At 53.9% G+C, this 24,219-nt stretch carries 26 protein-coding genes; 16 read left to right on the top strand and 10 right to left on the bottom strand.

The features are described 5' to 3' along the window. Positions 1 to 38: 38 nt before the first annotated feature. From ACTRXA_RS02260 to ACTRXA_RS02230, 7 genes are all read left to right on the top strand, one after another. Positions 39 to 995 carry a beta-ketoacyl-ACP synthase III gene (locus tag ACTRXA_RS02260; RefSeq protein ID WP_442425580.1) on the top strand — a complete coding sequence of 319 codons (957 nt, stop codon included), beginning with the start codon at positions 39 to 41 and terminating at the stop codon, positions 993 to 995. Further along, entirely contained in the window at positions 989 to 1,924 is a 936-nt protein-coding gene (fabD, locus tag ACTRXA_RS02255; protein WP_442425579.1) for an ACP S-malonyltransferase, read from the top strand. The genes ACTRXA_RS02260 and fabD overlap by 7 nt, the downstream gene beginning before the upstream one ends. Before the next feature lie 18 nt (positions 1,925 to 1,942). Further along, positions 1,943 to 2,683, top strand: a complete 741-nt coding sequence (gene fabG, locus ACTRXA_RS02250; protein ID WP_442425578.1) for a 3-oxoacyl-[acyl-carrier-protein] reductase — start codon at positions 1,943 to 1,945, stop codon at positions 2,681 to 2,683. A gap of 22 nt (positions 2,684 to 2,705) precedes the next feature. Beyond that, entirely contained in the window at positions 2,706 to 2,939 is a 234-nt protein-coding gene (acpP, locus tag ACTRXA_RS02245; protein ID WP_442425577.1) for an acyl carrier protein, read from the top strand. 12 nt (positions 2,940 to 2,951) lie between these two features. Then, positions 2,952 to 4,190, top strand: a complete 1,239-nt coding sequence (gene fabF / locus ACTRXA_RS02240; RefSeq protein WP_442425576.1) for a beta-ketoacyl-ACP synthase II — start codon at positions 2,952 to 2,954, stop codon at positions 4,188 to 4,190. 18 nt (positions 4,191 to 4,208) lie between these two features. After that, positions 4,209 to 4,934, top strand: a complete 726-nt coding sequence (rnc, locus tag ACTRXA_RS02235) for a ribonuclease III (protein WP_442425575.1) — start codon at positions 4,209 to 4,211, stop codon at positions 4,932 to 4,934. Positions 4,935 to 5,059: 125 nt separating this feature from the next. After that, positions 5,060 to 5,344: an antibiotic biosynthesis monooxygenase family protein gene (locus tag ACTRXA_RS02230; RefSeq protein WP_442425574.1), complete on the top strand. Its 285-nt coding sequence runs from the start codon at positions 5,060 to 5,062 to the stop codon at positions 5,342 to 5,344. 26 nt (positions 5,345 to 5,370) lie between these two features. Here ACTRXA_RS02230 and ACTRXA_RS02225 read toward each other — a convergent pair whose 3' ends face one another. Further along, positions 5,371 to 5,592, bottom strand: a complete 222-nt coding sequence (locus ACTRXA_RS02225; protein WP_442425573.1) for a hypothetical protein — start codon at positions 5,590 to 5,592, stop codon at positions 5,371 to 5,373. 92 nt (positions 5,593 to 5,684) lie between these two features. On the opposite strand from ACTRXA_RS02225, the gene ACTRXA_RS02220 reads away from it, so the two are divergent. Further along, on the top strand, positions 5,685 to 5,927 hold the full coding sequence (locus ACTRXA_RS02220; protein WP_005010551.1) for a biotin/lipoyl-containing protein: 243 nt from the start codon (positions 5,685 to 5,687) through the stop codon (positions 5,925 to 5,927). An 18-nt stretch (positions 5,928 to 5,945) separates the two neighbouring features. On the opposite strand, the gene mgtE is transcribed toward ACTRXA_RS02220, so the two are convergent. After that, on the bottom strand, positions 5,946 to 7,301 hold the full coding sequence (gene mgtE / locus ACTRXA_RS02215; RefSeq protein WP_442425572.1) for a magnesium transporter: 1,356 nt from the start codon (positions 7,299 to 7,301) through the stop codon (positions 5,946 to 5,948). Between the two features lie 75 nt (positions 7,302 to 7,376). Here mgtE and ACTRXA_RS02210 point away from each other — a divergent pair, with 75 nt between their 5' ends. Further along, positions 7,377 to 7,625: a hypothetical protein gene (locus tag ACTRXA_RS02210; RefSeq protein WP_442425571.1), complete on the top strand. Its 249-nt coding sequence runs from the start codon at positions 7,377 to 7,379 to the stop codon at positions 7,623 to 7,625. 102 nt (positions 7,626 to 7,727) lie between these two features. On the opposite strand, the gene ACTRXA_RS02205 is transcribed toward ACTRXA_RS02210, so the two are convergent. From ACTRXA_RS02205 to ACTRXA_RS02195, 3 genes are all read right to left on the bottom strand, one after another. Beyond that, the gene (locus ACTRXA_RS02205; protein ID WP_442425570.1) at positions 7,728 to 8,531 is read right to left on the bottom strand and encodes a hypothetical protein; all 804 of its coding nucleotides are present in this window, start codon (positions 8,529 to 8,531) and stop codon (positions 7,728 to 7,730) included. Positions 8,532 to 8,581: 50 nt separating this feature from the next. After that, a complete protein-coding gene (locus ACTRXA_RS02200) occupies positions 8,582 to 9,286 on the bottom strand; it encodes a hypothetical protein (protein WP_442425569.1) in 705 nt (234 codons plus the stop codon). Between the two features lie 110 nt (positions 9,287 to 9,396). After that, entirely contained in the window at positions 9,397 to 9,819 is a 423-nt protein-coding gene (locus ACTRXA_RS02195) for an EVE domain-containing protein (protein ID WP_442425568.1), read from the bottom strand. Between the two features lie 248 nt (positions 9,820 to 10,067). Between ACTRXA_RS02195 and ACTRXA_RS02190 the strand changes: the two genes are divergently transcribed. The 3 genes from ACTRXA_RS02190 to ACTRXA_RS02180 are packed head-to-tail and all read left to right on the top strand — an operon-like array spanning position 10,068 to position 11,979. Next, positions 10,068 to 11,018 (top strand): aldolase catalytic domain-containing protein, encoded by a 951-nt coding sequence (locus tag ACTRXA_RS02190; RefSeq protein WP_442425567.1) that lies wholly within the window; start codon positions 10,068 to 10,070, stop codon positions 11,016 to 11,018. Positions 11,019 to 11,021: 3 nt separating this feature from the next. Continuing rightward, positions 11,022 to 11,687: a bifunctional 4-hydroxy-2-oxoglutarate aldolase/2-dehydro-3-deoxy-phosphogluconate aldolase gene (locus ACTRXA_RS02185; protein WP_442425566.1), complete on the top strand. Its 666-nt coding sequence runs from the start codon at positions 11,022 to 11,024 to the stop codon at positions 11,685 to 11,687. Positions 11,688 to 11,712: 25 nt separating this feature from the next. Then, positions 11,713 to 11,979 carry a hypothetical protein gene (locus tag ACTRXA_RS02180; RefSeq protein ID WP_442425565.1) on the top strand — a complete coding sequence of 89 codons (267 nt, stop codon included), beginning with the start codon at positions 11,713 to 11,715 and terminating at the stop codon, positions 11,977 to 11,979. 24 nt (positions 11,980 to 12,003) lie between these two features. Here the strand turns inward: ACTRXA_RS02180 and ACTRXA_RS02175 are convergent, their stop codons facing one another. Continuing rightward, complete coding sequence (locus tag ACTRXA_RS02175) at positions 12,004 to 13,578, bottom strand: YCF48-related protein (RefSeq protein WP_442425564.1); 1,575 nt, start codon at positions 13,576 to 13,578, stop codon at positions 12,004 to 12,006. Continuing rightward, entirely contained in the window at positions 13,575 to 15,728 is a 2,154-nt protein-coding gene (locus tag ACTRXA_RS02170; protein WP_442425563.1) for an FTR1 family protein, read from the bottom strand. Before ACTRXA_RS02170 ends, ACTRXA_RS02175 begins: the two co-directional genes overlap by 4 nt. Before the next feature lie 570 nt (positions 15,729 to 16,298). On the opposite strand from ACTRXA_RS02170, the gene ACTRXA_RS02165 reads away from it, so the two are divergent. Together ACTRXA_RS02165 and ACTRXA_RS02160 are read left to right on the top strand one after the other, a co-directional pair. Next, positions 16,299 to 17,846: a carboxypeptidase M32 gene (locus ACTRXA_RS02165; protein ID WP_442425562.1), complete on the top strand. Its 1,548-nt coding sequence runs from the start codon at positions 16,299 to 16,301 to the stop codon at positions 17,844 to 17,846. 5 nt (positions 17,847 to 17,851) lie between these two features. Continuing rightward, the gene (locus ACTRXA_RS02160) at positions 17,852 to 18,328 is read left to right on the top strand and encodes an SH3 domain-containing protein (protein ID WP_442425561.1); all 477 of its coding nucleotides are present in this window, start codon (positions 17,852 to 17,854) and stop codon (positions 18,326 to 18,328) included. Between the two features lie 6 nt (positions 18,329 to 18,334). Here ACTRXA_RS02160 and thrH read toward each other — a convergent pair whose 3' ends face one another. Together thrH and murJ are read right to left on the bottom strand one after the other, a co-directional pair. Further along, on the bottom strand, positions 18,335 to 18,952 hold the full coding sequence (thrH, locus tag ACTRXA_RS02155) for a bifunctional phosphoserine phosphatase/homoserine phosphotransferase ThrH (RefSeq protein WP_442425560.1): 618 nt from the start codon (positions 18,950 to 18,952) through the stop codon (positions 18,335 to 18,337). A 71-nt stretch (positions 18,953 to 19,023) separates the two neighbouring features. Next, positions 19,024 to 20,622 (bottom strand): murein biosynthesis integral membrane protein MurJ, encoded by a 1,599-nt coding sequence (gene murJ, locus ACTRXA_RS02150; RefSeq protein ID WP_442425559.1) that lies wholly within the window; start codon positions 20,620 to 20,622, stop codon positions 19,024 to 19,026. 236 nt (positions 20,623 to 20,858) lie between these two features. On the opposite strand from murJ, the gene thiD reads away from it, so the two are divergent. Next, positions 20,859 to 21,695, top strand: a complete 837-nt coding sequence (thiD, locus tag ACTRXA_RS02145; RefSeq protein WP_442425558.1) for a bifunctional hydroxymethylpyrimidine kinase/phosphomethylpyrimidine kinase — start codon at positions 20,859 to 20,861, stop codon at positions 21,693 to 21,695. A 15-nt stretch (positions 21,696 to 21,710) separates the two neighbouring features. Next, on the top strand, positions 21,711 to 22,379 hold the full coding sequence (gene tenA / locus ACTRXA_RS02140) for a thiaminase II (protein ID WP_442425557.1): 669 nt from the start codon (positions 21,711 to 21,713) through the stop codon (positions 22,377 to 22,379). On the opposite strand, the gene ACTRXA_RS02135 is transcribed toward tenA, so the two are convergent. After that, positions 22,367 to 24,214, bottom strand: a complete 1,848-nt coding sequence (locus ACTRXA_RS02135) for a hypothetical protein (protein WP_442425556.1) — start codon at positions 24,212 to 24,214, stop codon at positions 22,367 to 22,369. The genes tenA and ACTRXA_RS02135 overlap by 13 nt on opposite strands. Positions 24,215 to 24,219: the final 5 nt, after the last annotated feature.

Below are 24,219 nucleotides of genomic sequence, written 5' to 3'. Positions count from 1 at the left end.
CACGATCACCCTTTAATGCAGAGTTAGTCGGGACGGGAATGTACGTTCCGGACAATGTCGTCACCAACTTCGATCTTGAAAAGAATTTAGACACCTCCGACGAATGGATTCGCACCCGCACCGGTATCGTGGAGAGGCGCATCGCCAGGAAGGACGAATCCGCCTCCACCATGGGCATCGCCGCCTCGATGATGGCACTGAAGAATGCCGGAATGGAGGCGGGCGATCTCGATATGATCATCGTCTGCACCTCGACGCCGGATGTCATTTACCCCGCCACTGCCTGCTTCGTGCAGAAAGAACTCGGCGCGAAAAAAGCCGCAGCCTACGATATTGCCGCAGTCTGTTCCGGTTTCGTTTTCGGACTTTCCATTGCCGAGCAGTACATCAAAAGCGGCCGCTATGAAAATATCCTCGTCATCGGAACGGAAGTCAATTCGCGGGTCATGGACTGGACCGACCGCACCACCTGCGTGTTGTTCGGTGACGGCGCAGGTGCCGCCATTCTCCGCCGAACTGAAAAGCCCGAACCCTGCGGTATCCTGTCCTCTCATATTTATTCCGACGGCACGCAGTCGGACTTGTTGATCGTTCCAGGGGGCATTGGTAAAACTTCGTTTACCTATCAGGGTATCGACGACAAGCTTTATTGCCTGAAAATGTCCGGGCAATCCACTTTCAAGGTTGCGGTCAAGCGAATGAGTGAAGTTTCGCGGGAGGCCCTTGCCCACAACGGCCTGTCCAACGAAGACGTTGCACTTGTCGTTCCGCACCAGGCCAACCAGCGGATCATAGAAGCTGTAGCGGACAAGCTTGAAGCGCCATTGGAAAAAGTCTTCGTAAATATTCACAAATACGGCAACACGGGTTCCGCTTCCATTCCCATCGCCCTGCATGAGGCACGGGAAGCCGGATTCACACCTGTGGGCAGTGTCACTCTGCTCACGGTTCTGGGGGCCGGGTTGACGTGGGGATCGGTGGTGATCAAATGGTAAAGACCGCGTTCTTGTTTCCGGGGCAGGGCTCCCAGTTTGTTGGCATGGGGAAAAATTTTTTTGATTCCGATCCCGAATGCCGCCGCATGTTTGAGGAAGCCGATGAAATCCTGGGTGACCCCATCAGCCAGGTATGTTTTGAGGGTCCCGAAGATAAACTGAAACTCACTGAAAATACACAGCCTGCGCTTTTAATCCACAGTATAATTGCCTTGAAACGGCTCCGCGATCATGGTATTAATTCCGTGCTGGCGGCTGGCCACAGCCTGGGTGAATTTTCTGCCCTGGTGTGTGCCGGTACTCTCCGTTTTGGGGATGCCGTGCATCTCGTCCGCCAACGTGGGCGCTTCATGCAGGAAGCGGTTCCTGTAGGGGTCGGCGCCATGGCGGCGATTATCGGGTTGTCCGCCGAACAGGTCCAGCAACTCTGCCTTTCAGCGTCCTCAGAGGATGCCATCGTTCAACCTGCAAACCTCAACAGTCCGGAGCAAATCGTCATTGCCGGTCATAAAGAACCGGTGGAGGCCGTCTCGGAGAAGGCGCGCGAACAGGGTGCGAAAAAAGTCGTGATCCTGCCCGTCAGTGCGCCTTTTCACTGCAAGTTGATGGAACCCGCGGCAATGCGCCTGAAAGCGGAGATGGAAAAAATTGAATTCAAGGATGCAAGCATTCCGGTCATAACCAACGTGGAAGCGGTTCCAAATAATTCGGGCGACAAGGCCCGGGAACTTCTGTTCAAGCAGGTCTGTTCCCCCGTCCGCTGGACCGAGACCATGCAGTGCATGATCGACCAGGGAGTCGAGGCGGTGGTGGAGCTGGGATCGGGCAAAGTCCTTTCCGGTCTCATGAAGCGGTTCAGCAAGGACATCCGCTGTTACCAGGTGGGTGATGAGGAGTCGCTGGCCAAAACCGTGGCCGAATTGAAATAACTTTCAAACGGAATGGATATGGAACTCAAAGACAAGGTGGCGCTGGTCACCGGTGGCGCGCGCGGAATCGGTCAGGTGGTCGGTGAGATGCTTGCCAATATGGGGGCCCATGTGGTGCTGGCGGATGTCAACAAGGACGGCGCCGAACAGGCCGCCGAAACTATCTGCAAAAACGGTGGATCCGCTTCCGCCGCAGGGCTCAATGTGGCTTCCGCTGAAGAGGTTCAAAAAGTTTTTGACTCTATCTCCAAAGAATTTAAACTGTTGGATATTTTGGTCAACAACGCCGGGATCACCCGCGATGGGTTGTTGATGCGCATGAAAGAGGAGGACTGGGATCTGGTTCTTTCCATCAACCTCAAGGGCTCTTTCCTCTGCACTCAGCAGGCAGTCAAACAAATGATCAAACAAAAGGACGGGGCGATTGTCAATGTCGCGTCCATCGTCGGGGTGATGGGTAATCTGGGACAGGCCAATTATTCCGCATCCAAAGCCGGCCTGATCGGGTTGACCAAAACCACTGCCCGCGAAGTGGCGAGCCGGGGTATCCGCGTCAATGCCATTGCGCCGGGTTTCATCGATACCGATATGACACGCCAGTTGAAAGAGGATGTGCGCGAGCAGTTGATCGGGCAGATCCCCATGGCGCGTCTCGGCCAGCCGCAGGATATTGCGGACAGTGTTGCGTTCCTTGTATCCGACCGGGCTCGTTATATCACCGGTCAGGTCATCAATGTTAATGGTGGGATGTTAATGTAACATCTTTGAGGAGTCTCAAAATATGTCAGTAGAACAAAAGGTAAAGGAAATTATCGTAGAACAACTGAATGTGGATGAAAATCAGGTGAATAGCTCCGCATCTTTTATCGATGACCTCGGTGCGGACTCACTGGATACGGTGGAACTGGTTATGGCGTTCGAGGAAGCGTTCGACATTGAAATCCCGGATGAGGAAGCCGAGAAAATCGCCACGGTACAAAACGCCATCGATTATATCAACAACCACACCAACTAACTCCCTTTTGATATGACCCGTCGTGTTGTTGTTACAGGCCTTGGAATGCTGTCTCCGCTGGGAATCGGCGTTGATGCCAACTGGGATGCGGTCTGTCGGGGGAAATCCGGCATCGACTACATCACCCGGTTCAACGCCCAGGATTTCCCAGTGCGCATTGCCGGAGAGGTGGAGGGTTTCGATCCTGCGGACCACATCGAACCCAAAGAGATCAAAAAGATGGATACGTTTATCCATTATGCGGTCGCCTGCTGCCGGTTTGCGCTGAAAGACTCCGGCCTCGAAATCACCGAAGCCAACGCGGACCGTGTCGGCACATTGATCGGCGTCGGTCTGGGCGGTCTTCCAGCCATCGAGAAATACCACGAGGTCTATCAGAACAAGGGAGTTCGAAAAATCACGCCGTTCTTTATTCCGATGCTCATTCCCAATATGGCATCGGGTCAGATTTCCATCATCTTTGGCACAAAGGGACCCAATACCTGTGTGGTGACGGCCTGCGCCAGCGGAACGCATGCCATTGGCGACGCGTTCAAGATGATTCGCGACGGGGTGGTCGACGCCATGATCGCAGGCGGTTCGGAGTCGGTCGTCACTCCCCTCGCCATCGGCGGGTTTGCCGCAGCCAAGGCGCTGTCGACACGAAATGATGACCCCCAGGGAGCGAGCCGTCCGTTCGATAAGGACCGCGACGGGTTTGTCATGGGTGAAGGATGTGGTGTGTTGATTCTTGAAGAAATGGAATCCGCAAAGAAACGCGGTGCCCGAATTTATGCCGAAGTTGCCGGATACGCCCTCAACAGCGATGCGTATCATATGACCGCGCCTTCGAAAGATGGAGAAGGTGCCGCCAAATGCATGGAGTTGGCATTGGAGGATGCAAAGATGAATCCGGAAGAGGTGGATTACATCAATGCTCACGGTACCTCCACGGGAGCGGATTTCACTGAAACGACCGCGATCAAATCGGTATTCAAGGACCACGCGTATAAATTGCAGGTCAGTTCCACCAAATCCATGACCGGGCATCTGCTTGGAGCTGCGGGCGGGGTGGAAGCGATCTACAGCGTGCTGGCCATGCACCATGGTGTCATTCCACCCACTATCAATTACACAACGCCGGATCCGGATTGCGATCTCGATTATGTTCCCAACACCGCTCGGGAAACCAAAGTCCGGGCGGCTCTTTCAAACTCCTTCGGCTTCGGCGGAACCAACGGTGTGGTGATTTTCAAACAACCGACGGACTGATGAAACACGGTTAGCCTCATGCTGTCGAAGGAACGAATCGATGAGCTGGCACAACTCCAGAAGAATCTGGGGTACACTTTTAAGGATATCCTGCTCTTAAACAAAGCCCTCACCCACAAATCCTACGTCAACGAAAAATCCGAAGCCATTAAGAACAATGAGCGGTTTGAGTTCATGGGGGACTCTGTTCTGGATGTCGTGGTCAGCCATTACATGGTGAAAACTTTCCAGGACTTTTCAGAAGGTCTGCTTTCCAAGATACGTGCGGCGGTGGTCAACGAAGCCTGCCTTGCAGGCCTGGCACGTGATATCTGTCTGGGGGATTATCTTCTACTCGGCCGGGGAGAAGATCTCACCGGGGGGCGGGATAAGAATTCTATTCTGGCAAATGCGTTTGAGGCCGTGGCGGGGGCCGTCTATTTCGACAGTAACCTGGAAACTGCTTATGACGTATTCCTTCCCAGGTTAAAAAAAGAAATCGCGCAATACGCCAAAACGAGCCGTTTCCGGGACTTCAAAAGCGAACTCCAGCACTTCTCGCAGAATACCCTCAACTGCATCCCGTTTTATAAAGTGGTTAAAGAAACCGGGCCGGACCACGAAAAGCAATTCGAGGTGGTTGTGCGGACCAATGGTGAAGAACAGGGACGGGGAACCGGACGGAGTAAAAAAGAAGCGGAGCAGGCCGCTGCGCGTAATGCACTGGAGCACCTGAACCCTGAATTCAAGGAAAGTGGGGCATGAAAAATGCTTCCGTTGAGGGATGTGTATTTAAAGGACCAGGCCCGGATGTTGAGTATTGTGCGGGCCTCGTGAATTCTTGAAATTAGATTTGTTTTTTACCGATCTTAAAACTTTTGGGGGATGATATGGTAACGGTTGGCATGAATTACAAAGTGATCAACGGCAAAGAAGAAACATTTGAAAATGCATTCAATAATGTCCTCAAGGTAATGGCTGAAATGGATGGGCACACCAAGACATCTTTATATAAGGATGTAAACGATCCCCAACAGTACCTGATCGTCTCCGACTGGAATTCCGAAGATGCCTACAATGCATTTCTGAACAGTGACAAGTTTGCAGGTGTGGTCAACTGGGGGAAGGAAAATATTCTGGCAGGCCGCCCTTCGCACACGGTTTACCGTCAGTAGGGAACTTCTAACGCAGATTTGGCAGGTCAGGGGTTTTCCACAGACCGGTACTGGATTTCCCCGTTGCGGATGCTTCTAAGCAGTTTCTTGTGAAAGTGCTCTGTGTCGTGAGGAGGGAAGTCGTCGACCCGCCAACGGACGCGTACCAGCTTGCCGTCCGGATGGCTAATAATCTCTCGGACTTCACCGTTATTACGCGACAGCGGTTCGTACAGGTGGTCTCCCACTTTCAGTTTGATTTTATCCATATCCCGTTTGCTTGGTTTGAATCTGCATTCATTATACTTGCATTGCTCCCATTAATAAATCAATGCGTGCATGATACAACAGGAGGACCGAAATGGCTTACATCACCATGGCCGCTATGTATCCGACGATGACTTCAGGCAAAGTTGATGAATTCCTGGTGGACATTGGCGATACCATCAAGAAGGGAATGCCTGTAGCGGAAATCGTCGCCGAGGGTTATTTTACCCTGATATCTGAATATACCGGAACCATTAAAGAAATTTATGTAGGTGAAGGGGAGTACGTGGAAGTAGACACCCCAATCATTGAAATCGAGGAAGAAGAGGGTGAATAGGATTAGCCCGGAACCGGTTTAAATCAGAGAAAAGAGCAGGGAAGTGGTCATGAGATAGATGAACAGCCCGGCTATATCGTTGATTGTGGTCACTACCGGTCCGGTGCTGATGGCGGGGTCGATATCCAGCTTTTTAAAAACCCATGGCGTCAGCGACCCGATGAAGGCGGCCATGGAAACCGCCAGTACGATTCCCAGGCCCACGGTGAGCCCGAGCATGGGGTTGGAGCCAAGGAAGGTTTTGGCAATGGTCATTATGATCAAGCCACATACCATCCCGAAGATCAGCCCGTGGCACATTCCGACTTTCACTTCACTGCGAATAACGCTTTTCAGGTTGTCGTCCTGGATATCACCCGTAGCCAGTCCACGGACGATCACCGTTGCCCCCTGCAGCCCCACATTCCCCGCCAGCCCCAGCACAAACGGAATAAAAAACAGGACCATTGAAAATTCGTTCAGCGTGAACTCGAACATCTTCAGGATGTAGGCGCTCACCATACCGCCGACAAAAGTGGTCAGCAGCCAGGGGGCCCTGGCCGCAAGTTTGGATCGGGTGGTCTGCGCAAACGCATCGACTTTGGCTGAGGCGCCAACCATGGTGTAGATGTCTTCGCTTGCCATATTCTTAAGGCCGCGCAATACGTCGTCAAAGCTAATGATACCGTGCAGGACGTTTTGCTCATCCACTACGGGGATGGTGCTGATGTGTTCATGATCCATCTCGTTGGCGACCATTTCGCAGGAGTCATCGAGGTTCACGTGAGGCGTGTGTTCCCAGACGATGTCGGTGGCCATGGCTTTGGGAGGCGCGTTCAGAAGGTCCCGCAGGGTGAACGTCCCCATCAATTCGCGGGAATCATTCACCACGTAAAAGTTGGTGCCGTACTCCTGTTTGTTGTGACGCAGGAAATTCATCAGAATGTCACCGGCAAGTTCGTGGGGAAGGACCTGGTTGAAATTGGGGCTCATCAGGCCACCGGCGGTTTCTTCTTTATAGCTGAGCAGGTTTTTGAGAGTCTGGGCCTCGTCGGGTACCATCTGCTCCAGGATCTTTTCCTGGACCTCGGGTCCCGCCTCCTGGAGAATATCGACCGCCTCGTCCTTCGGCATGGCCTCCAGGAACTGCGCCATGTTTTCGTGGCCCAATTCCTCAATTAAAATACCGCGGCTTTCCGTATCCGTTTCGTAAAGCACCTCCTGCTTTTTGATGTCATCGTCAAGTAGTTGAAAAATTTTGACTTTTTCTTCATCCGTCAACTGGTGCAACAGCCGCGCAATCTCGAAATGGTCAATCTCGTTGACCGTTTCAAGCAGGTGTTCCGGCGGTGTTTCCGGATTTTGCAGGAGTTCTTTTAAGTTATCGACAGGCATGGGTTTCTGGTAAAATATTGTGCATAAGGCTTTAGTCTAACACACTCTTAATTCCTTTAGAGGCTTTGAAGATAAATGGTTATAGGCGGAATGTCGCGTGACGAGGCAAAAAGGCTTAAAGAAATCCGCAAACGCAAATCCGGACGGGTGCGGACCAAACGGGCGACGCTTTTGTCTGACAAAACCAGGGAAAGCGTTCTCAAAAAATTCGATAAGGAACACGAGCCGGAAACCCGGTCCAAGGATGTGGAAAGCCTTGATGAACATGTCAAGATGAACGACTCCTACATGCGCACCGGATGGTATGTTCCGAAAAAAAAATAGGGGAGGGATTTCTCTCCGGGCTGTTTGAGGGCCCGCTCCCCGCGTCTCATCCAAGATTGGATATGAAAGGAAAGGCCCGCGCCAAGGCGCGGGTTTTTCTTTTTACATGTGTTTCTGCAACAGCAGAGGCTCGTGAGTGAGCCAGATTTTGGCCCCGCATACATTAACGAATACCGGTGGAGAAGCCTTGAACAATTCCAGGTGAGCCGCTTTCAGATTCTCCGGCCGGGTGGGGCTGTCGCCGAACAACTCTTTTTCTTCCTGCATGATTCCATTCAGGTAATTATCCACGCCATCCTTGGTGCTCACGCCCTCGAAGTATCCACGGATCAGGGGGTCTCTCAGCTTACTCAGGTCCTTTGCGGTTTTCCGTAATAGCAATTTGATGCCACGGGAAGAGGATGATTCGAACAGCCCGGCCCGGATGCAGGCGCGTTTGGATTTGCCCGGCTCGAACGTCCATTTCTCCAGCGCTTCCTTGGAATACCCCATGGCCCCGTAACTCCCGAGTTGGTGCCGGGTGGTGTAAAAAGTGGAGTAGCTCACCACGGTGCCGATGTCCATTTCCTGCTCGAGAGCCACCATGGGATCGAAAGAAACACGGTTGGACTCCTTAATCTGCTCCGGTGTGGTTTCACGGATGGCGAAACCAACGGCTCCCAATGCAGTGGCATAAAAAAGGTATTCGTATCTTCCCCCTCCCAGCTCCTTCAGTTTTTGACGGCACTGGGGGTCGGTGATATCTCCAAACACCGTTTCATCGGCACCTTCGATCTGAATTCCGGTGTCTTCCTTTCCAAACCAGTTTGCTATGATGCGGGCGTCCTTGCCTTGTGTCTCCCGCACTGCTTCGATAGCGGCCTGCCCCATGACACCGGTTCCACCTATAACGAGATAGTTTCCCATGGCTCTCCTTTGGTTTCGATTGTTTCGGATTGGCTTTGTGTATGCGAGGATCAGGAACCGCCGACGCTGCCGTCAATATCCCATCGCGGCACCTGGTGGATCTCCCACAACCCGAGGGAGAGGTTGGCGTCATCGATTTCCAGTTTGTCGATCTCATCCTTCAATCTGGCGGCCTGTTGCAAATGATCTTTGCGCGGGGCCTGGTCGATTTGGATGGCGAGCTCCTTGTATCGAAGCAGATAATCCCCTGCACGGTGGATGGATTCTTTTACGGATTTCAAAATGAGTTTTCGGCTCAGATGTTTATAGGAGAAATCCGCAAATGCAAACCATTCGTCGATTTCTCCGTGGCTGATTCCGAGGACCCGGAGTTCTTTCCGGAATACATTCTTGCCTTTTTCCTCGATGTTGTTGGTGACGTATTTAGCCAGGTCGTTGGGCGGCACCCCGTCCAGTGTCTGGCAGAGGTAATTGCTGATAAAGATCAATTCGTTGATCTTGGATTCCAACTGTACCGCCTGGCTGGATTCCATTCTCAAATCGGGAGACCGCTCGAACAGGGACCACATTCCCCCGAGGTCGATGACAAACTCCTTTTTTTTCTGAAGGGGCGTGACGTGTGAGAGGCAGGCGGCGACCTTGTCCTCCACAGTGCTGCCTTCAGCCGGAAGGAGCAATGTCAGGCAAACCACGAGGGTGGCGGATTTTAAAAAGGTGTGGAGCATGTATTGAGACCCCGGTTTGATGGCAGGCACCTCTTCATCTTGCCCGGACTGCGGTGGACAAAGCTCCAGAATGTAAGTAATTAAATCCCAGCCCACCCCGCAAGTCAACGCCCTTTTTACTTAGGGGAACAGAGGACGGATCAAGCGCCGGAATAAGGGGTGTCACCCATTTTAAGAAGGGTTTTGAATTCCACCTCTTTGAGAGGCATTACCGAGAGTCGGGATTGTTTGATGAGTGCGATGTCTTTTAATTTTGAACTGGCTTTGATTTCCTCCAGTGTGACGGGTTTGTTGAATGCTTTGGCCGGCTTGAGATCCACCACAACCCAGTTGGAATCGTCCGAAGTGGGGTCTGGGTAGGCTTCTTTGGTCACTTTGGCGATACCCATGATTTCCTTCCCCACAACACTGTGGTAGAAGAGGACCAGGTCGCCTTTTTTCATGGCCTGCAAATTGTTCCGGGCCTGGTAATTGCGCACTCCGTCCCAGAAGGTCCCGCCATCTTTGACAAACTGCTCCCAGCTGTAAGCGGAAGGTTCCTGCTTGACCAGCCAGTAATTCATATTATCCCCCTGAATTTTAAGAAGTTATTCATTCAGGGCCGTTGTCTGGCCCGAGGCCCTCTATTAAACAGGTATTTAGACCGCATGTTCAAGAAAAATCAAAAATACCGGGTTCCCCCCAACTTTTTGGATAATCTGATTGACTGGGCCGGGGTAGAAAAATATAATCTGCAAATTCAATTAGTTTTAAACCAACTATCAATTCATCGGACCCACTGGTCTGATTTTGTTACCGGAGTGAGTCTGGCATGTATCGTCCTGAAATTAAAGTTCTCGATTGCACCATTCGTGATGGCGGATTGATGAACAATCATCAATTCAGCAACGAACTGGTTCGCAAGGTGTACCAGGCCGCCAACGAAGCAGGGGTGGATTATATCGAACTGGGTTACAAAGCCGATGAAAACCAGTTCAACCGCAACGAATACGGTCCCATGAAATTCTGTACGGAAAAGGACCTGGAGGCCGTCGTTGATGGCATTGAAAAGAAAGCCAAACTTTCCGCCATGGTGGACATCGGTCGTGTTGACCCGGAATCCATCGTTCCCAAGGGGGAAAGCTACCTCGATATGATGCGGGTGGCGAGCTACGTCAAGGACATCGACAAGGCCATCGATCTGGTCAACCACCTGGAAGGCAAGGGATACGAAACGACAATCAACATCATGGCCGTATCCCACGCCCGCGAACGTGAACTGGATGAGGCCCTGGAACAGTTGGAAAAGGAATGCTCCACCCGCGTGATTTATCTGGTGGACAGTTTCGGTGCGCTGTATTCCGAGCAGATCGCCTACCTTGCCAAAAAATACAAAAGTCTCTGTCCGAGCAAGGAAATCGGTATCCACGCCCACAACAACCAGCAACTGGCGTTCGCCAACACCATTGAGGCCATCATCAACAACGTCAATTATCTTGATGGAACGATTTACGGCATCGGCCGGGCCGCCGGCAACTGTCCGCTGGAGTTGTTGCTGGGCTTCCTCAAAAACCCGAAATTCGATCTTCGACCCATCCTCGAAGTCATCGGTTCCGATTTCGTCAAGATCAGCCAGCAGATCGAATGGGGCTACTACATCCCTTATATGATTACCGGTGTGCTGGACGTGCATCCGCGCTTTGCCATGGCGCTGTTGAATTCCGACAAACGGGACGATTTTCTCGAGTTTTACGAAAAGCTGATCAACGAATCCAACGTGTGAACCATGCCCGGCAAGGTGTTTGATCCGGAGCGGTTTGCCCGAAAACCGGTGTTGGGAATCATTCGGGGAATCACGGAAAGCCAGCTTCCCGGTGTGTTGGAAGCGGTGGTCCGTTCAGGAGTCGAATTCATTGAAATCACCCTGAACACGCCCGGTGCGGTATCGCTTATCAAACTGGCCGATCAGGGGTTTTCGGATCGTTTGTGCCTGGGGGCAGGCACGGTGCTCACTCAACCTGAAGCCGAGACCGCCCTCTCTGCCGGGGCGCGGTTTCTGGTCAGTCCAACCGCTTCTGCCGATGTGGCCCGTTTTTGCCGGGAACAGGAAATCCCGCATTTTCCCGGCGCATTCACCCCCACGGAAATTCACTCTGCCTGGGAGTCGGGTGCCTTCATGGTCAAGGTATTTCCCTCCTCGATCGTGGGCCCCCAGTATTTTCGCGAGATCACAGGGCCGTTCGATGACATTCAACTGATGGCGGTGGGGGGCGTTCGCGCATCCAATGTCAGTCAATTTTTCGAAAATGGAGCCGCTGCGGTGGCCGTGGGAGCCTCGGTTTTTTCAACGAAAAGAATGGTTGAAAATGACCATGCGGCGATCGAGAACGATTTGAAAGAAATTTTGTTTGAAGTGACTGCATTTTTGAATAAAATTGATTCAGGTAACTGAATTCACCCGTTATTGGAGGACACCCATGAGCTTTGATTTTTTAAAGCATGCTTCGAACTGGGAAGACGAAGAGCTGTTTGCAAAAATCTGTGAGGGCTTGGAAGAGGTGATCCGGGAGGCGCAGGCCGAGGTGGGTGAGCGCAAGATCCATGATCTCGAACTCATGCAGGCGCTGGACTTTGTCGGGTTCAATCTTTTCCGGGACAACTGGGACGAATTCAAGAAAATGGACCTGCATCGAGACCTGAGTTACCTGAGCGACCCCAACCGCGACAAGAATTTCATCCACTGAGGCCGTCCGGTTTCCCCGCCCACATCAGCTCTGGGACAGCTTGTCAATTTCCTCAATGCGTTCCATCAGGTGGTGCATCTTTTTGTCGATGGCGACGATGTGTTGACCGATCTTCTCGATTTCCTTTTTTTCCCGGGACATGTAGATGGTTCGGCACTTGGCCAGGTGGGAATTGATGTGCTCGATCATGTCGTGAATCTGGTGGCTTTCCTGGGAAAGGTCGTCCGCGGTCTCCTGAATGTCGAGGATCGCATCCACCGGCACCTCCTGCGCTTCCTCCTTCAACCGTTCCTTCAGTTTTTTCGATTTCGATACCTTCCTCCGGTAAAGGGAAAGTGAGATGCCCGAAAAAATGAGAAGGATCAAACCCACCGTGGACACATCCACCAGGACAAAAACCAGATCGCCAAAGAAACGTCCCGTGTGAATTTCGGTGAGCAGCTTCACCAGGTCCATGGTGAGGTGCGTGCCCGTTTTTTCACTCAGAATTTCAGCGAGGCCGGTGCTTTTCCAGTTTTTGCCCCCGTCCAGAGACAACAGCACCTGCGTGCGGCTTGCCGCCAGCATCATCGGTGTTTTCATATCCGATGGAAACTGTATGCTGATGAAGTCGAGACCGATTTCATCGTCGCCGTCAATCGACTGGACCTGCCAGTGGTCGCCTCCATCGGCGGAACGGTACAGGCTTTCCCGCGTGGCAGCATACAACACCGTGGTCTGCCGGGGGTTCACAAACAAACCATGCACGAAGGCGGTATTCAGGTTGCTGTCATGAATCCAGTGAATCCCGTGGTTGAAGGATTTGTACAGCCCGGTTTCGAACCCGGCGTAAAGGAATTCCGGCTCGGTGTCCAGCGAGACCAGCGATTTCAAACGAGAGGGCAGGGCGGTGTCCCATTGGCGTGTCCAGGTTTCCCCTTTGTTCTGACTTCGGAAGATGCCGGAATCGGTGCCGATGTAAATTGTTTTTCCCTTCGACGAGAAGTGAATGAACCGCACGCTCTCCCTGCCGTCTTTCTTCTCAGGCTTGAAGGATGCCTGCCACATGTCCCCTTCGTCATTGGATTTGTATACGCCGTCTGCGGTGGCTGCGTACAGCACTTCGGGATCGTTGGGGTCGAATTTCAGGTCACGCACGTCGATGTTGCGCAGCCCGGACGATTCTTCAATCCACCCGCCCCAGAAATCCCCGCCGGTTTCGGATACGTAAATGCCCCGCTCGGTGGCGGCAAAAACAAGCTGCGGCATGATGGGATGAATGGCGATCGCTCTCACATTCTGATTGCGCATGCCTTCGTGCAGTTGCGCCCAACTGCCTCCGCGGTCCCTGGAACGGAACAATCCGTTTTGCGTGCCGACGAACATGATGGAAGGGTTTTTAGGGTTCAGGGCCAGCGTTTGCAGGGCAAACCCTTCGCCGATCATTTTGAAATATTTGTCGGGCAGGTACCTGGCCTGGATTTCGATCTTGTCCAGTTCCAGGCTGTCGCGATGCATTAGCAGGATGCCGCTCACAGCCAGCATCAGAAAAAAAATGGCGCAGACGAACCCCGTCCACTTATGGAAATTACGCGAGGTTTTGAATGACTGAAATCTCAATGCAGTCCCTTCTCCTTGGCACCGATGGGCTGGGAAATCCGATCGTATTCGTCCTGCAACTGATTCTCAAAGTATTTTACCTGGTCGAACAATTCATGGACTTTTTCATCGATCTCCTTGAGATGCTGGGAAAGTTCCTTCAAATCCTGGTCCCGCGTGTCTTTCAGGAAAATCTCGCACCGTTTGGCATGATGGGAGATGTGCTCGACCAGATCGTGCACGCTGGTGATGTTTTTCTGCAATTGGTTGGTGCTGGTTTTCAGTTCGCGGGCGGCCTTCTCCTGCTTGATGATGAAGGTGTACACGATCGCACCGACGAAAGCGAGGAGCAGGATCATCTGACCGATGAAGGTCTCCCATGTGGGATACATGCCGAGAACCGAGATTTCTGGCGCAAACTCCGCCGGGGTGGCTGAAAGCTGTCCGCCCATCTGTAATTCATGCAGTCCCTTGCCCATGAACACGAAGGCCATGAAATACAGGAATACGCTGGTCACGCCGAAGAACCACTTGATTGGCACGCGCACCCCCAGTTTGTTGATCAAGAAAAACACCACCGCCAGTACTGCACATCCGGCAAGAAACCCCGGAACGATGCCCCCCGTGGTTTCCCCGGCGTACATATACAGGGCTTTGTAGAACAGGACTGTTTCAAAACCTTCGCGGTACACGGAGAGGAACGCCACCACCCCCAGCGTCCAGGCGCTGCCGGTGCTCACGGCGTCCTGCATTTTATGGGTGATGTATTTTTGCCATTTGGCAGTTTCTATTTTCGAGATCAGCCAGTAACTGACATAAAACAGAACCACCACGGCAATGAGCATGATCCAGCCCTCCAGAAGCTCCTGGCTGGCCATGCTGATTTTCAGGATTTCCTGCAGAATGTAATAGGTGATAAAGCTGCCGACAATGCCGATGCCCACCCCGACATAAATGGTTTTCAATTTGTCCTGGTTGCGCGAACGCACAAGGAAAGTGATGAGTGCGGCGATGATGAGGATGGCCTCAAAGCCTTCCCGCACAATGATGGAAAACGACTGAATGAACAGGCCGGTGAAACCGATGTCCTGAGTCATCTCCGCTTTGCCTTCGGCGAGCCCCGCCTTTATATCCTTCACCAGGTTTTCTACAAGGTCGCGTGGAGCATTGCGTTTCATTTCAGCCTGCAAACGTCCAAACGCTGATTCCAGTCGCAGTCCCAGCTCCTTATCCTTGGTGACCAGCGCCCCTTCTATTTTTTCGTAAGTCATGTAGGCATCGAAAGCCTGCTCGGAGGCAAACTTGGCATCACCTTCCTTGAACGTTTTCCAGCTCGACTCGACCAGCTTCTCCACCGATTCAAACGTTTTGAGATATTGATCGGAGCCTCCTGTGGAACCGGATCCGGTGCCTGCGGCTAACAGCGGCAGATTGACGTTGTCGTTGGAAAAGGTGCGGATGAAGTAGGTGACGTTCCAGATATCCTGTTCGGAAAGTTGATCCGCCCAGCCCACCATGGCGGTATTGGCGATGCCGACATTGATGATCTGAAAATTGTCGTAAGCAACGGTTTCCTGGTCGCCAGTGATTGCCGGATCCGCAAGTACGGCGGGTCTGGGTTCCAGCTGGTGTGCCACCGGTCCGTCGCCTTTTCCCGTCACCCCGTGACAGACGCGGCAGTTGCTCATGTAGATTTCCTGACCGCGGGCCAGATCGACCGGTTCGGCAGGGGTCTGGCTGATTTGAATTGCAAACTCACGTACCAGTCCGGAGTTGATCGTCTGTACCTGGGAACGAATCTGCGCCGGATCCTTCTTATCCTGGATGTCCTGCTTAAGGGAACGGTATTGCGTCACAATTTCTTTCGCCCCCTGGGGTGAAGCGGCCTTATCGGAAACGGATTGAAACCGCTCGAATGCCTGGTCAAGGAACACCTTGCTCTCCTCGTACTCAGCGGCATTGATCACCTGACCATTGGCGATGCCTTCCGTATACTCCTTGTCCACGATGTTCATCATCATGATGACTTTTTTGATTTTGGATTGCACCGCGGCGGTGTCCGCCTGTGCCAGCCCGGTGGCGGGAAAAATCAAAGCCGCAAGGAGTAGGCCATAAAGGGTCCATGAAAGAAGGCAGAAATTCTTTTTGTGGTCCGAAGTTCGTTTTTTCATCAAATCAGGAGAGAAAAAGGGTTTCGATACAATTCCGGAGTGTCCGCATATCTAAAAAAATTAAAATGAGAATTATTATCAATATTATGATTAACTCATTGAATTGTCAACGAATTAACCGGAAAGGCGAATTCTATCAAAAACGGAAAAAAGCCTGTTAAATTAAACCTATAGTGGTGTCCTGGTGTCTCAAATAAACATGGATTGATGTGCGGTGGGCCCCTGGGACCATCAGACTTTTAACATTTAATATTTTTGTTACCAATGGACGTTCGGACGCTTTGTCCCCTGGACCGAATGGGTTTCTACCAGTCGGAATTATGCCTGGAGCTGGGAACCCTCCGGACATACTTCCATTTCTTAGGGGGTACTTAACGAAAATGAAATGGCAGCGTGGCAGGAAGCCACTTATGATTGCTCCTCGATCCTTTCAAAAATATCGAACAGGCGTGGGTGGAGAATCCGGTTTCTTTAAGGGAATTCACAAGTCGGTCTCAGAGGGAGGACTTGTTATAATTCTAAAATTAGAAATTTAATAAAATATTTTGAATGTGGTAGGGTAGCCGAACTATGGCGAAAAATAAGACAGCGACATCACAGGAAGTTTACCGGCAATTAGTAGCGCGTTTGAAAGAAATTCATGACCTCCACAGTGTCATGGGCATCCTGCACTGGGACCAGGAAGTCATCATGCCTGCGGGAGGTGGGGACTCCCGTGCCCAGCAACTCGCTACACTGGCGGGCCTCGCCCACGACAAATTCACCTCAGCGGAAATCGGGGAATGGCTGGAGCAACTGGAAGCCACACCGCAGGAGGGTCTCAACGAGATCGAACTCTGCAATCTTCGCGAAACCCGCCGCGAATACGACCAGCAAGTCAAAATCCCGCGTCAACTGGTGCAGGAGTTGGCAGAGTTGGGATCCCGGGGTCATCACGTCTGGGTAAAAGCCCGTGAAAATAATAAATTTGAAGAATTCGCCCCACTTCTCGAGAAAATGGTTGAGCTTAAAAAGGAGTGGGCGAAGTGCATCGACCCCCATAGTCCGGCATACGACGTGAACATCGATGTGTTCGAGCGGGGTTTCACCATGGAACGCATCGACCCCATTTTTGAACGGCTCAAAGGGGAACTGGTACCACTCATTGCCGCGATCCAGGACAGTGCCTACAAGCCGGACACGTCGTTTTTACAGGGCACATTTCCCGTCGAAAAGCAGAAGGAACTCGGCCAGCAGGTGATCCGTGACATGGGCTTCAATTTTGACAATGGCCGGGTCGATGTCTCTGTCCACCCATTCTGTGGCGGCGGCGATTGCACGGACGTGCGAATCACCACCCGCTACCGTGAGGACAATTTCATCGAATCGCTCTACGCCGCGGTTCATGAAACGGGTCATGCGCTTTACGAGCAGGGCCGTATGCAGGACCAGAAGGCCCTGCCGGTGTCTGAAGCGTTGACCACCGGAGTGCACGAATCGCAATCCCTTTTCTGGGAGCGCATGATCGCCCAGCAGGAGGCGTTCATCGACCGTTACTGCGGCCTGCTGGCTGAAACGTTTCCGGAATCGTTTCGTGGTGTCGATCCGCATACCGCGTACGAGGCCATCAATGTGAGCCAGCCGTCGTTCATCCGCGTCGAAGCCGACGAGGTGACGTATCCCATGCATGTGATCCTGCGGTATGAAATTGAAAGAGGGCTTTTCGACGGCTCGATGTCGGTGAAGGACCTGCCTGGGATCTGGAACGACAAGATGGAAGCGTACCTCGGCATACGTCCGCCCACCGACCGTGAAGGTGTGCTTCAGGATGTGCACTGGAGCGGCGGGGCGTTCGGTTATTTCCCGTCATATACACTGGGGGCGATGATGGCCTGCCAGTTCTACAGGGCGCTCGAACGTGAGGTGCCGGATATTCGCGACCATGTCCGAAATGGCAACTTTCGGGTGATCAAAGACTGGCTGAATCGCAACATTCACTCCAAGGGCAAGCTCTACGATACAGACACCCTGCTCAAGCAGGTGACGGGAAAACCCTTCAGTCCGGAACCGTTCATCACCTACCTTCAGGAAAAGTACACGGCAATCTACAAGCTGGAGAGCAACCAGACCCGTCGCTGAAAGCAATGGAAGAAAACCAGGCGAACATCACCGAATACTGCGTGGTCTGCCAGAAACCCCTGCCGCCGAATGCGGTTTTCTGCCCGAATTGCAAACCGCCCACGCCGCCGCCTGCGATACCGGAAGGAGGCCTGCCTCTGTCCAAAGCGGTGGTGGCCATTGCCCTCATCCTGCTTGTGTTCGGCGGTATCATCGCTCTCAAGGCCGGGGTGTCCTGGAACAACGACATCCCCGAAGGCGGGGAAGAGGTGGTTGCACCAGAGGACCGGCCGCAGGATGCCGATCTCAAAATCATCCACTACGTGCGCGTGGACCGCGCCAATGTGCGCGAGCAGCCCAATACCGACAGCGGCGTCATCACCGTGGTGACGAAAGGTGAGAAAATCGTTGTCACGGAAAAGAACGACGACTGGAGCAAAGTGGATTTTAACGGAAAAGCAGGATGGATTTCCACCGACCTGCTTTCCGCCCGCGTCGAGTGACCCGCATCAACACCCCTGATTGAGGCGTGCACGTGTTTCAATGAACGCCTTCTTCAATTCCTCGAACGTGTGGGTCACAGGAAACTGCGGAAACTCGTGAGTGATGCTCTCCGGCGGTTTGAAGAAAATCCCGGCGTGTGCTTCTTTCAACATCCCCGTGTCATTGTACGAGTCACCGGAAGCGATGACCTTGAAGTTCAGGTTTTTGAGCGCGGCTACAGCCTTGGTCTTGCCATCGGGCTGGCGCAGCCGGTAATCGGCGATGCGTCCATCGTCCTCCACCACAAGCTCGTGGCAGAACAGGGTGGGGTAATCCAGTTGAGCCATCAGGGGCCCGGCGAACTGGTAAAAGGTATCGGAGAGGATGATCACCTGGAACTCGGACTTCAGCCAGTCCAGGAACTCCTTAGCCCCGTCCAGAGGTTTCAGCGTACCGATCACGCTCTGGATGTCGTCCAGCTTCAGGTTGTTTTCGTCGAGGATTTTCAGGCGACCCTGCATCAACTCGTCGTAGTCGGGGATGTCGCGGGTGGTGAGGCGCAGTTTCTCGATGCCGGTTTTCTCGGCAAACGCAATCCAGATTTCCGGGATCAGCACCCCTTCCAGGTCCAGGCAGGCCAGCATTGTAAACTCCTTTTTAGGTTTCGTGGAGGCCACATTATAGGGAAAGAATCGGGCAATACAAGGGCAAGGTGTCAGGGCAGGTCTTCAGGCAGGGTGTCGGGCCGGGCTTTCGCCGCCTTTCGGGTTTTGACGAGCTTCACCAGGAAATGCCATTCCTCGATTTTCATCGCCGAGGCGATACCCGCATAGAGCGCCGCCCCGAAGAGCACTTCACCCACCAGCACAGTCAGCCGCACGATCAGGCTGTCGGTGGGCACGAACAGCCAGGCGTTGAGGTAATACACGGCCACGCCCATCAGCGTCGAGGCGAACGAGAAACGCAGGATGGAGGCGACGATCTTGCGTCCGCCCAGCCGCCCCAGCCTTTTTTTGAGCAGGTACACCAGCACGGCCGCGTTGGCGATGGAGGACAGCGACGTCGCCAGTGCCAGCCCACCGTGTTTCAACGGACCCATCAGTGCCACCGCCAGCCCTACGTTTAAAATCATGGTGTAGATGCCGATGCGCATCGGGGTTTTCGTGTCCTGCAACGAGTAGAAGGCAGAGACCAGAATTTTCATGCCGCAGAAAGCGCACAGGCCGACGGCGTAGAAGATGAGCGCATACTGCGTGCCTTCGGTGGTGGCGCGGATGAACTCGCCACGCTCCCACAGGGTCTGGATGATGGGAAAACTGAGTACCGCGAGTCCCACCGTCGCGGGTATGGTGATGAACAAAATCCAGCGAATGCCGAAGTTCAACGTGCCGCGCAGCTCGGTGAACTCCTGCTTCGACGCCTGTTCGGTCAGGGTCGGCAGGATGGCGATGCCGAGCGCCACACCGAACACGCCCAGCGGCAACTGCACCAGCCGGTTGGCGTAATAGAGGTAAGAGATCGAACCGCCCGGCAACAGCGACGCCAGCAGGGTCTCGATCAACAGGCTCACTTCATACACACCAAACGCGATGATGGCGGGTCCGAGCAGCTTAGCCACTTTGATGATGCCGGGGTCTTTCCAGTCGAGCACCGCCGACAGTTTCAGCCCGCTTTGGAAGGTACGCGGCAACTGCACCATCAACTGCAGGAATGCACCGAGGAGCACGCCCAGCGCGAGGCCCATGATCGGTTGTTCCATGTATGGCGAGATGAACAGCGCCCCGACGATCATGCCGATGTTCAGGATCACCGGCGCGACGGCGGGCAGGGCGAAATTGCCGTGCGTGTTGAGCAGGCCCATGCAGAAGGCGCTGAGCCCGATGAAGATCAGAAACGGTCCCATCCAGCGGGTGAGGGAAACGGTGAGCTCGAACTTGCCGGGTTCATCGAGGAACCCCGGCGCGAAGATGGTGATGACGAACGGGGCGAGGGCAATGATGCCGAGGGTGACCAGCACCAGCACCACGGTCTGGATGTTAAACAGGTTGGAGGCGAAGCGCCGGGTGTCTTCTTTGCTCCGCGTATTGACGTACTCCCCGTAAACGGGAATCATGGCGGCGCTCACCGCGCCTTCTCCCAGAATGCGGCGTTGAATGTTGGGAATGCGAAAGGCGACGAAGAAAGCATCCGCCGCGGCCGACGCACCGAAACTCCAGCCGATGACCACGTCACGCAGAAACCCGAACAGCCGGGAAGCCAGGGTCATACCACCCACCGTGCCTGCCGCCCGGCTGACTTTTTCGTTTTTATCCATGCACAGGAAGGTTTGAAGTCACGAGGGAAGGCCCGGGAAGCCTTTCGCAAAGCGCGTCCATGCTTCCCAATGACCCGTTAAGGGTTTTATTATCAAATATTTATGGGGCAAACTCAAGCCATAAATGGATTGCGCGGGCAGGCATTTTCGAGCACAATAGGGACCCCATGAACGGGCGTGGTGCGGTTTATCGAGAACATCGCTCTCGTTTTCTGAATGGATATTCGATTAACATCATGAAACCGGATTCTTCCCAATACATTCGCGCGCTCACCATCGCCGGGTCGGACAGCGGCGGCGGGGCGGGCATTCAGGCCGACCTCAAAACGTTTTCGGCGCTCGGCTGTTACGGCATGTCCGTTCTCACGGCGCTTACGGCGCAGAACACTCAGGGCGTCACCGGCATTCACGATGTGCCCGCCGAGTTCGTGCGCCAGCAGTTGGATGCAGTGCTGGGGGACATTGGCGCCGACGCGGTGAAGATCGGCATGCTGCACAATCCCGACACCATTCATGAGGTTGCTAAAGGGCTGAAACAGTTCAATGTGAAAAATGTGGTGCTCGACCCTGTCATGTTCGCCAAAAGCGGAGACCGCCTGATCCGCGAAGAGGCGGTCGCGGCGTTGAAGTCGGAACTGCTCCCACTGGCCACGGTACTGACACCAAACCTCAGGGAGGCCGAAACGTTGCTGGAGGTTGGAATCGACACCGGTGACGATATGGAGCAGGCCGCGCGCCGACTGGTGCAGATGGGTCCCAAAGCCGTGGTTGTGAAGGGCGGCCCGCCGGTGACGACGGACAATAACGACTGTTTCCTTTTCAACGCGGATGCAAACGAAACCGTTCAATGGTTGAACCACAAGCACGTGGGCACGCACAACGTTCACGGCACCGGGTGCACGTTTTCATCGGCCATTGCGGCGTGCCTGGCGCGGGGAGAGTCTTTGGGCGACGCCGTGCGTCACGCCAAGGAATATATCTCCAGTGCACTGGAAGAAGGGGCACGGTACCGGCTGGGTCACGGCAAGGGACCGGTAGCGCATTTTTTTAAATTGTGGAATTCGCAGCTTTAACCTGAAGGAGACCCCATGTCATTCACCCAAGACGCCTGGGCTTCCATAACCGGCATATACCGGGACATCCTCGATCATCCTTTCAATAAAGAGTTGGGGGAGGGCACGCTTAATGAAGAACGCTTCCAGTTTTACATGAAACAGGATTCGCTGTACCTGGAAGACTTCGCCCGCGCCCTGGCCATCGCCGCATCGAAAGCCCCGACGCCTGACGACATCGTGCTCCTCCTCGATTTCTCGAAAGGCGCGATCGTTGCCGAGCGGTCATTGCATCAATTTTATTTCGACTTCTTCAAAATAATACTCGATGCCGAACGGGAACCGGGGTGCTTCACCTACACGAAATTCCTGCTGTCCACCGCAATGCACGACAGCTATGAAGTCGGCATCGCGGCGCTTCTTCCCTGCTTCTGGATTTACCGCGAGGTGGGACTGCACATTCATAAAAACGCCAAACCCAACAACACCTACCAGAACTGGATCGACATGTATTCGAGCCCGGAGTTCAGCGCCGTGGTGGATCAGGCCATCGACCTCACCGACCGCGTTGCGAAAGGGGTGAATGCATCCACCCGCGAAGCGATGATGGAGGCGTTTCTCAAATCAACGCAGTTGGAATGGATGTTCTGGGATTGTGCGTACCATATGCGGACTTGGGCGTCCGCGCCGCTTCACAGTTCCTGAATGAAGCGGGTGGCGTAGGAACGGATGTGTTTTCCATTCAACACATGGAAACGGCGCACGCGTTCAACGGTCTGCACCGACAGGCGTTTGAGTGGCAGGTGGATGAGGCGCTTTTTGTAGTGACGCGCCATGCGTCTCCACGAAGCGGGCGGAGTGCCCGGCGAGACCACCGCCACGTGCCGTTCCTGGGAATGAAACAACGCCGCTTCCAGCAGTCTCTCCTCCAACGTCTCTCCCATTGAAAAACGCGGGTCCTCCCAGACGTTGGGGATGGGCCGCGGCGGATAAATCAGCATGCATCCACCATAGGTCGCCTCTCCGATACCCGGACCGATCAGATTGTCCATGTAGTTGGTGGCGAAGAAGCACAGCGTCGATTCGTTCTCGTGCTCGGCGTACCAGGTCTGCCGCCAGTCATAACGGTCCGGTTGCGGTTCCATCTCGAACAGCATCACCACCACCTCCACGTTGCCGCGGGAAGGTGGAATTTCTTTCACGTAAATATCACCTGTGTGCCAGTTGCGGAGCGTGTCGCGCAGATCGATGCCGTCCTTCACCGAGGTGGTGAATTTTTCGGTGCGCGCCAGGTCGTGCGCCAGCAGGTGACGGGTCTGTTCGCGGATGTGCGAGTTGAGGTTTTCGATCTTCTCGTCTTCCGGCGGCCACGAGCACTGGCCGTAGGGATTCCACCGGTAACGGTAGTCCTGTTTCTTCAGTTTGTCCGGTTCCGGTTTGAGGTTCAACGTGCGCCAAACCTGGGCCGTTTCCGAAAGGCGGTTCTTCATGGTTACCGGACCGTCGTCGCCGAACGTGGCCTGGTCGACTCCCAGTGCCACTGTGTCGAGCTCGTCTGTTCCCTCCTGATAAGGGTATTCCCGCGCCGCCTCGACCAGGGCAATGGCGAATGGATCGCCGCCGATCTGTTTCGCCGCCATTGCCAGCGTGTAGAGGTCTGGCGTCAGGCGGTGCTCCATCAACGTGAGGTTGCGCACGTATTGTAGAAATATCTGGAAACTTTGCTGGGTCAGGTTGTGGTAACGCACCTTGTGTTTCTGCAGATAGCGCTCCCGCGCGCGGATCAGGATTTCCTTCACCCCGTCGATGGCGACGTTTTTGTCCGAACGCATGGTCTGCCGCCGGTGTTCATACAGGTAGGTGATGTACGGAAACTCGCTGAGAGCGAAAAACAGAGTGTCCGGATGCACACTGTACAGCGTCGGCGACTGCGGTGATTTTTCCGGTTTGGGGTAGGGCGCACGTTCGTCGTATGCCTGCTTGATCCACGGCCAGTCGAGAATGGAACAGATAAAAAGCACTTTTTTGCGTTCGATCTCCAGTCGGTGGAGCTGGTGCGCCATCCAGCGGCAACGCAGGTCCGCCTGCCTGTTCTCTTCCGGTTTCTGCAGAAAGGGAAGCATGCTGACGGCGAACTTTTCCATCGACATCCCTTGAAGCGCGGCGGTGTCCGGGAAATCCATTTTGCGCGGCTGGTAGTTTTGCACATTCAGGTCGATGAACTCGCAGGGAATGTTTTCCTGCCGTGCGATGCGCAGCGCCATGATGACGGGTTGCGATGGATCGACGGGAACGTAGGTGACAGTGCCGTCTTCCTCTTCAACGCAACTGATGGTGACAGCAGGAAGCAGATCGAGTCCGCGTAGCACCGTGGACTCGTATTCCGTCGGCAGGCACACGGCGAGGCAGTCGCACCCGGATGCCAGCAACCGTTGCCGTACTTCGCGGGTGAAGTGACCGCTTCCGTGCACGACCGGAAGGACCTGAATGCGTTCACCCAGGGCAAACACGTTTTCCGTGGCGGGAGCCGGAGCGGTCATTTTAA

Origin of the sequence: Nitrospina sp. P1_D6, from assembly GCF_052156615.1 — a bacterium.
Lineage (GTDB): Bacteria > Nitrospinota > Nitrospinia > Nitrospinales > Nitrospinaceae > Nitrospina.
Note: the sequence above shows the minus strand (reverse complement) of the source record. Positions and strands in the feature narration are given on the sequence as shown.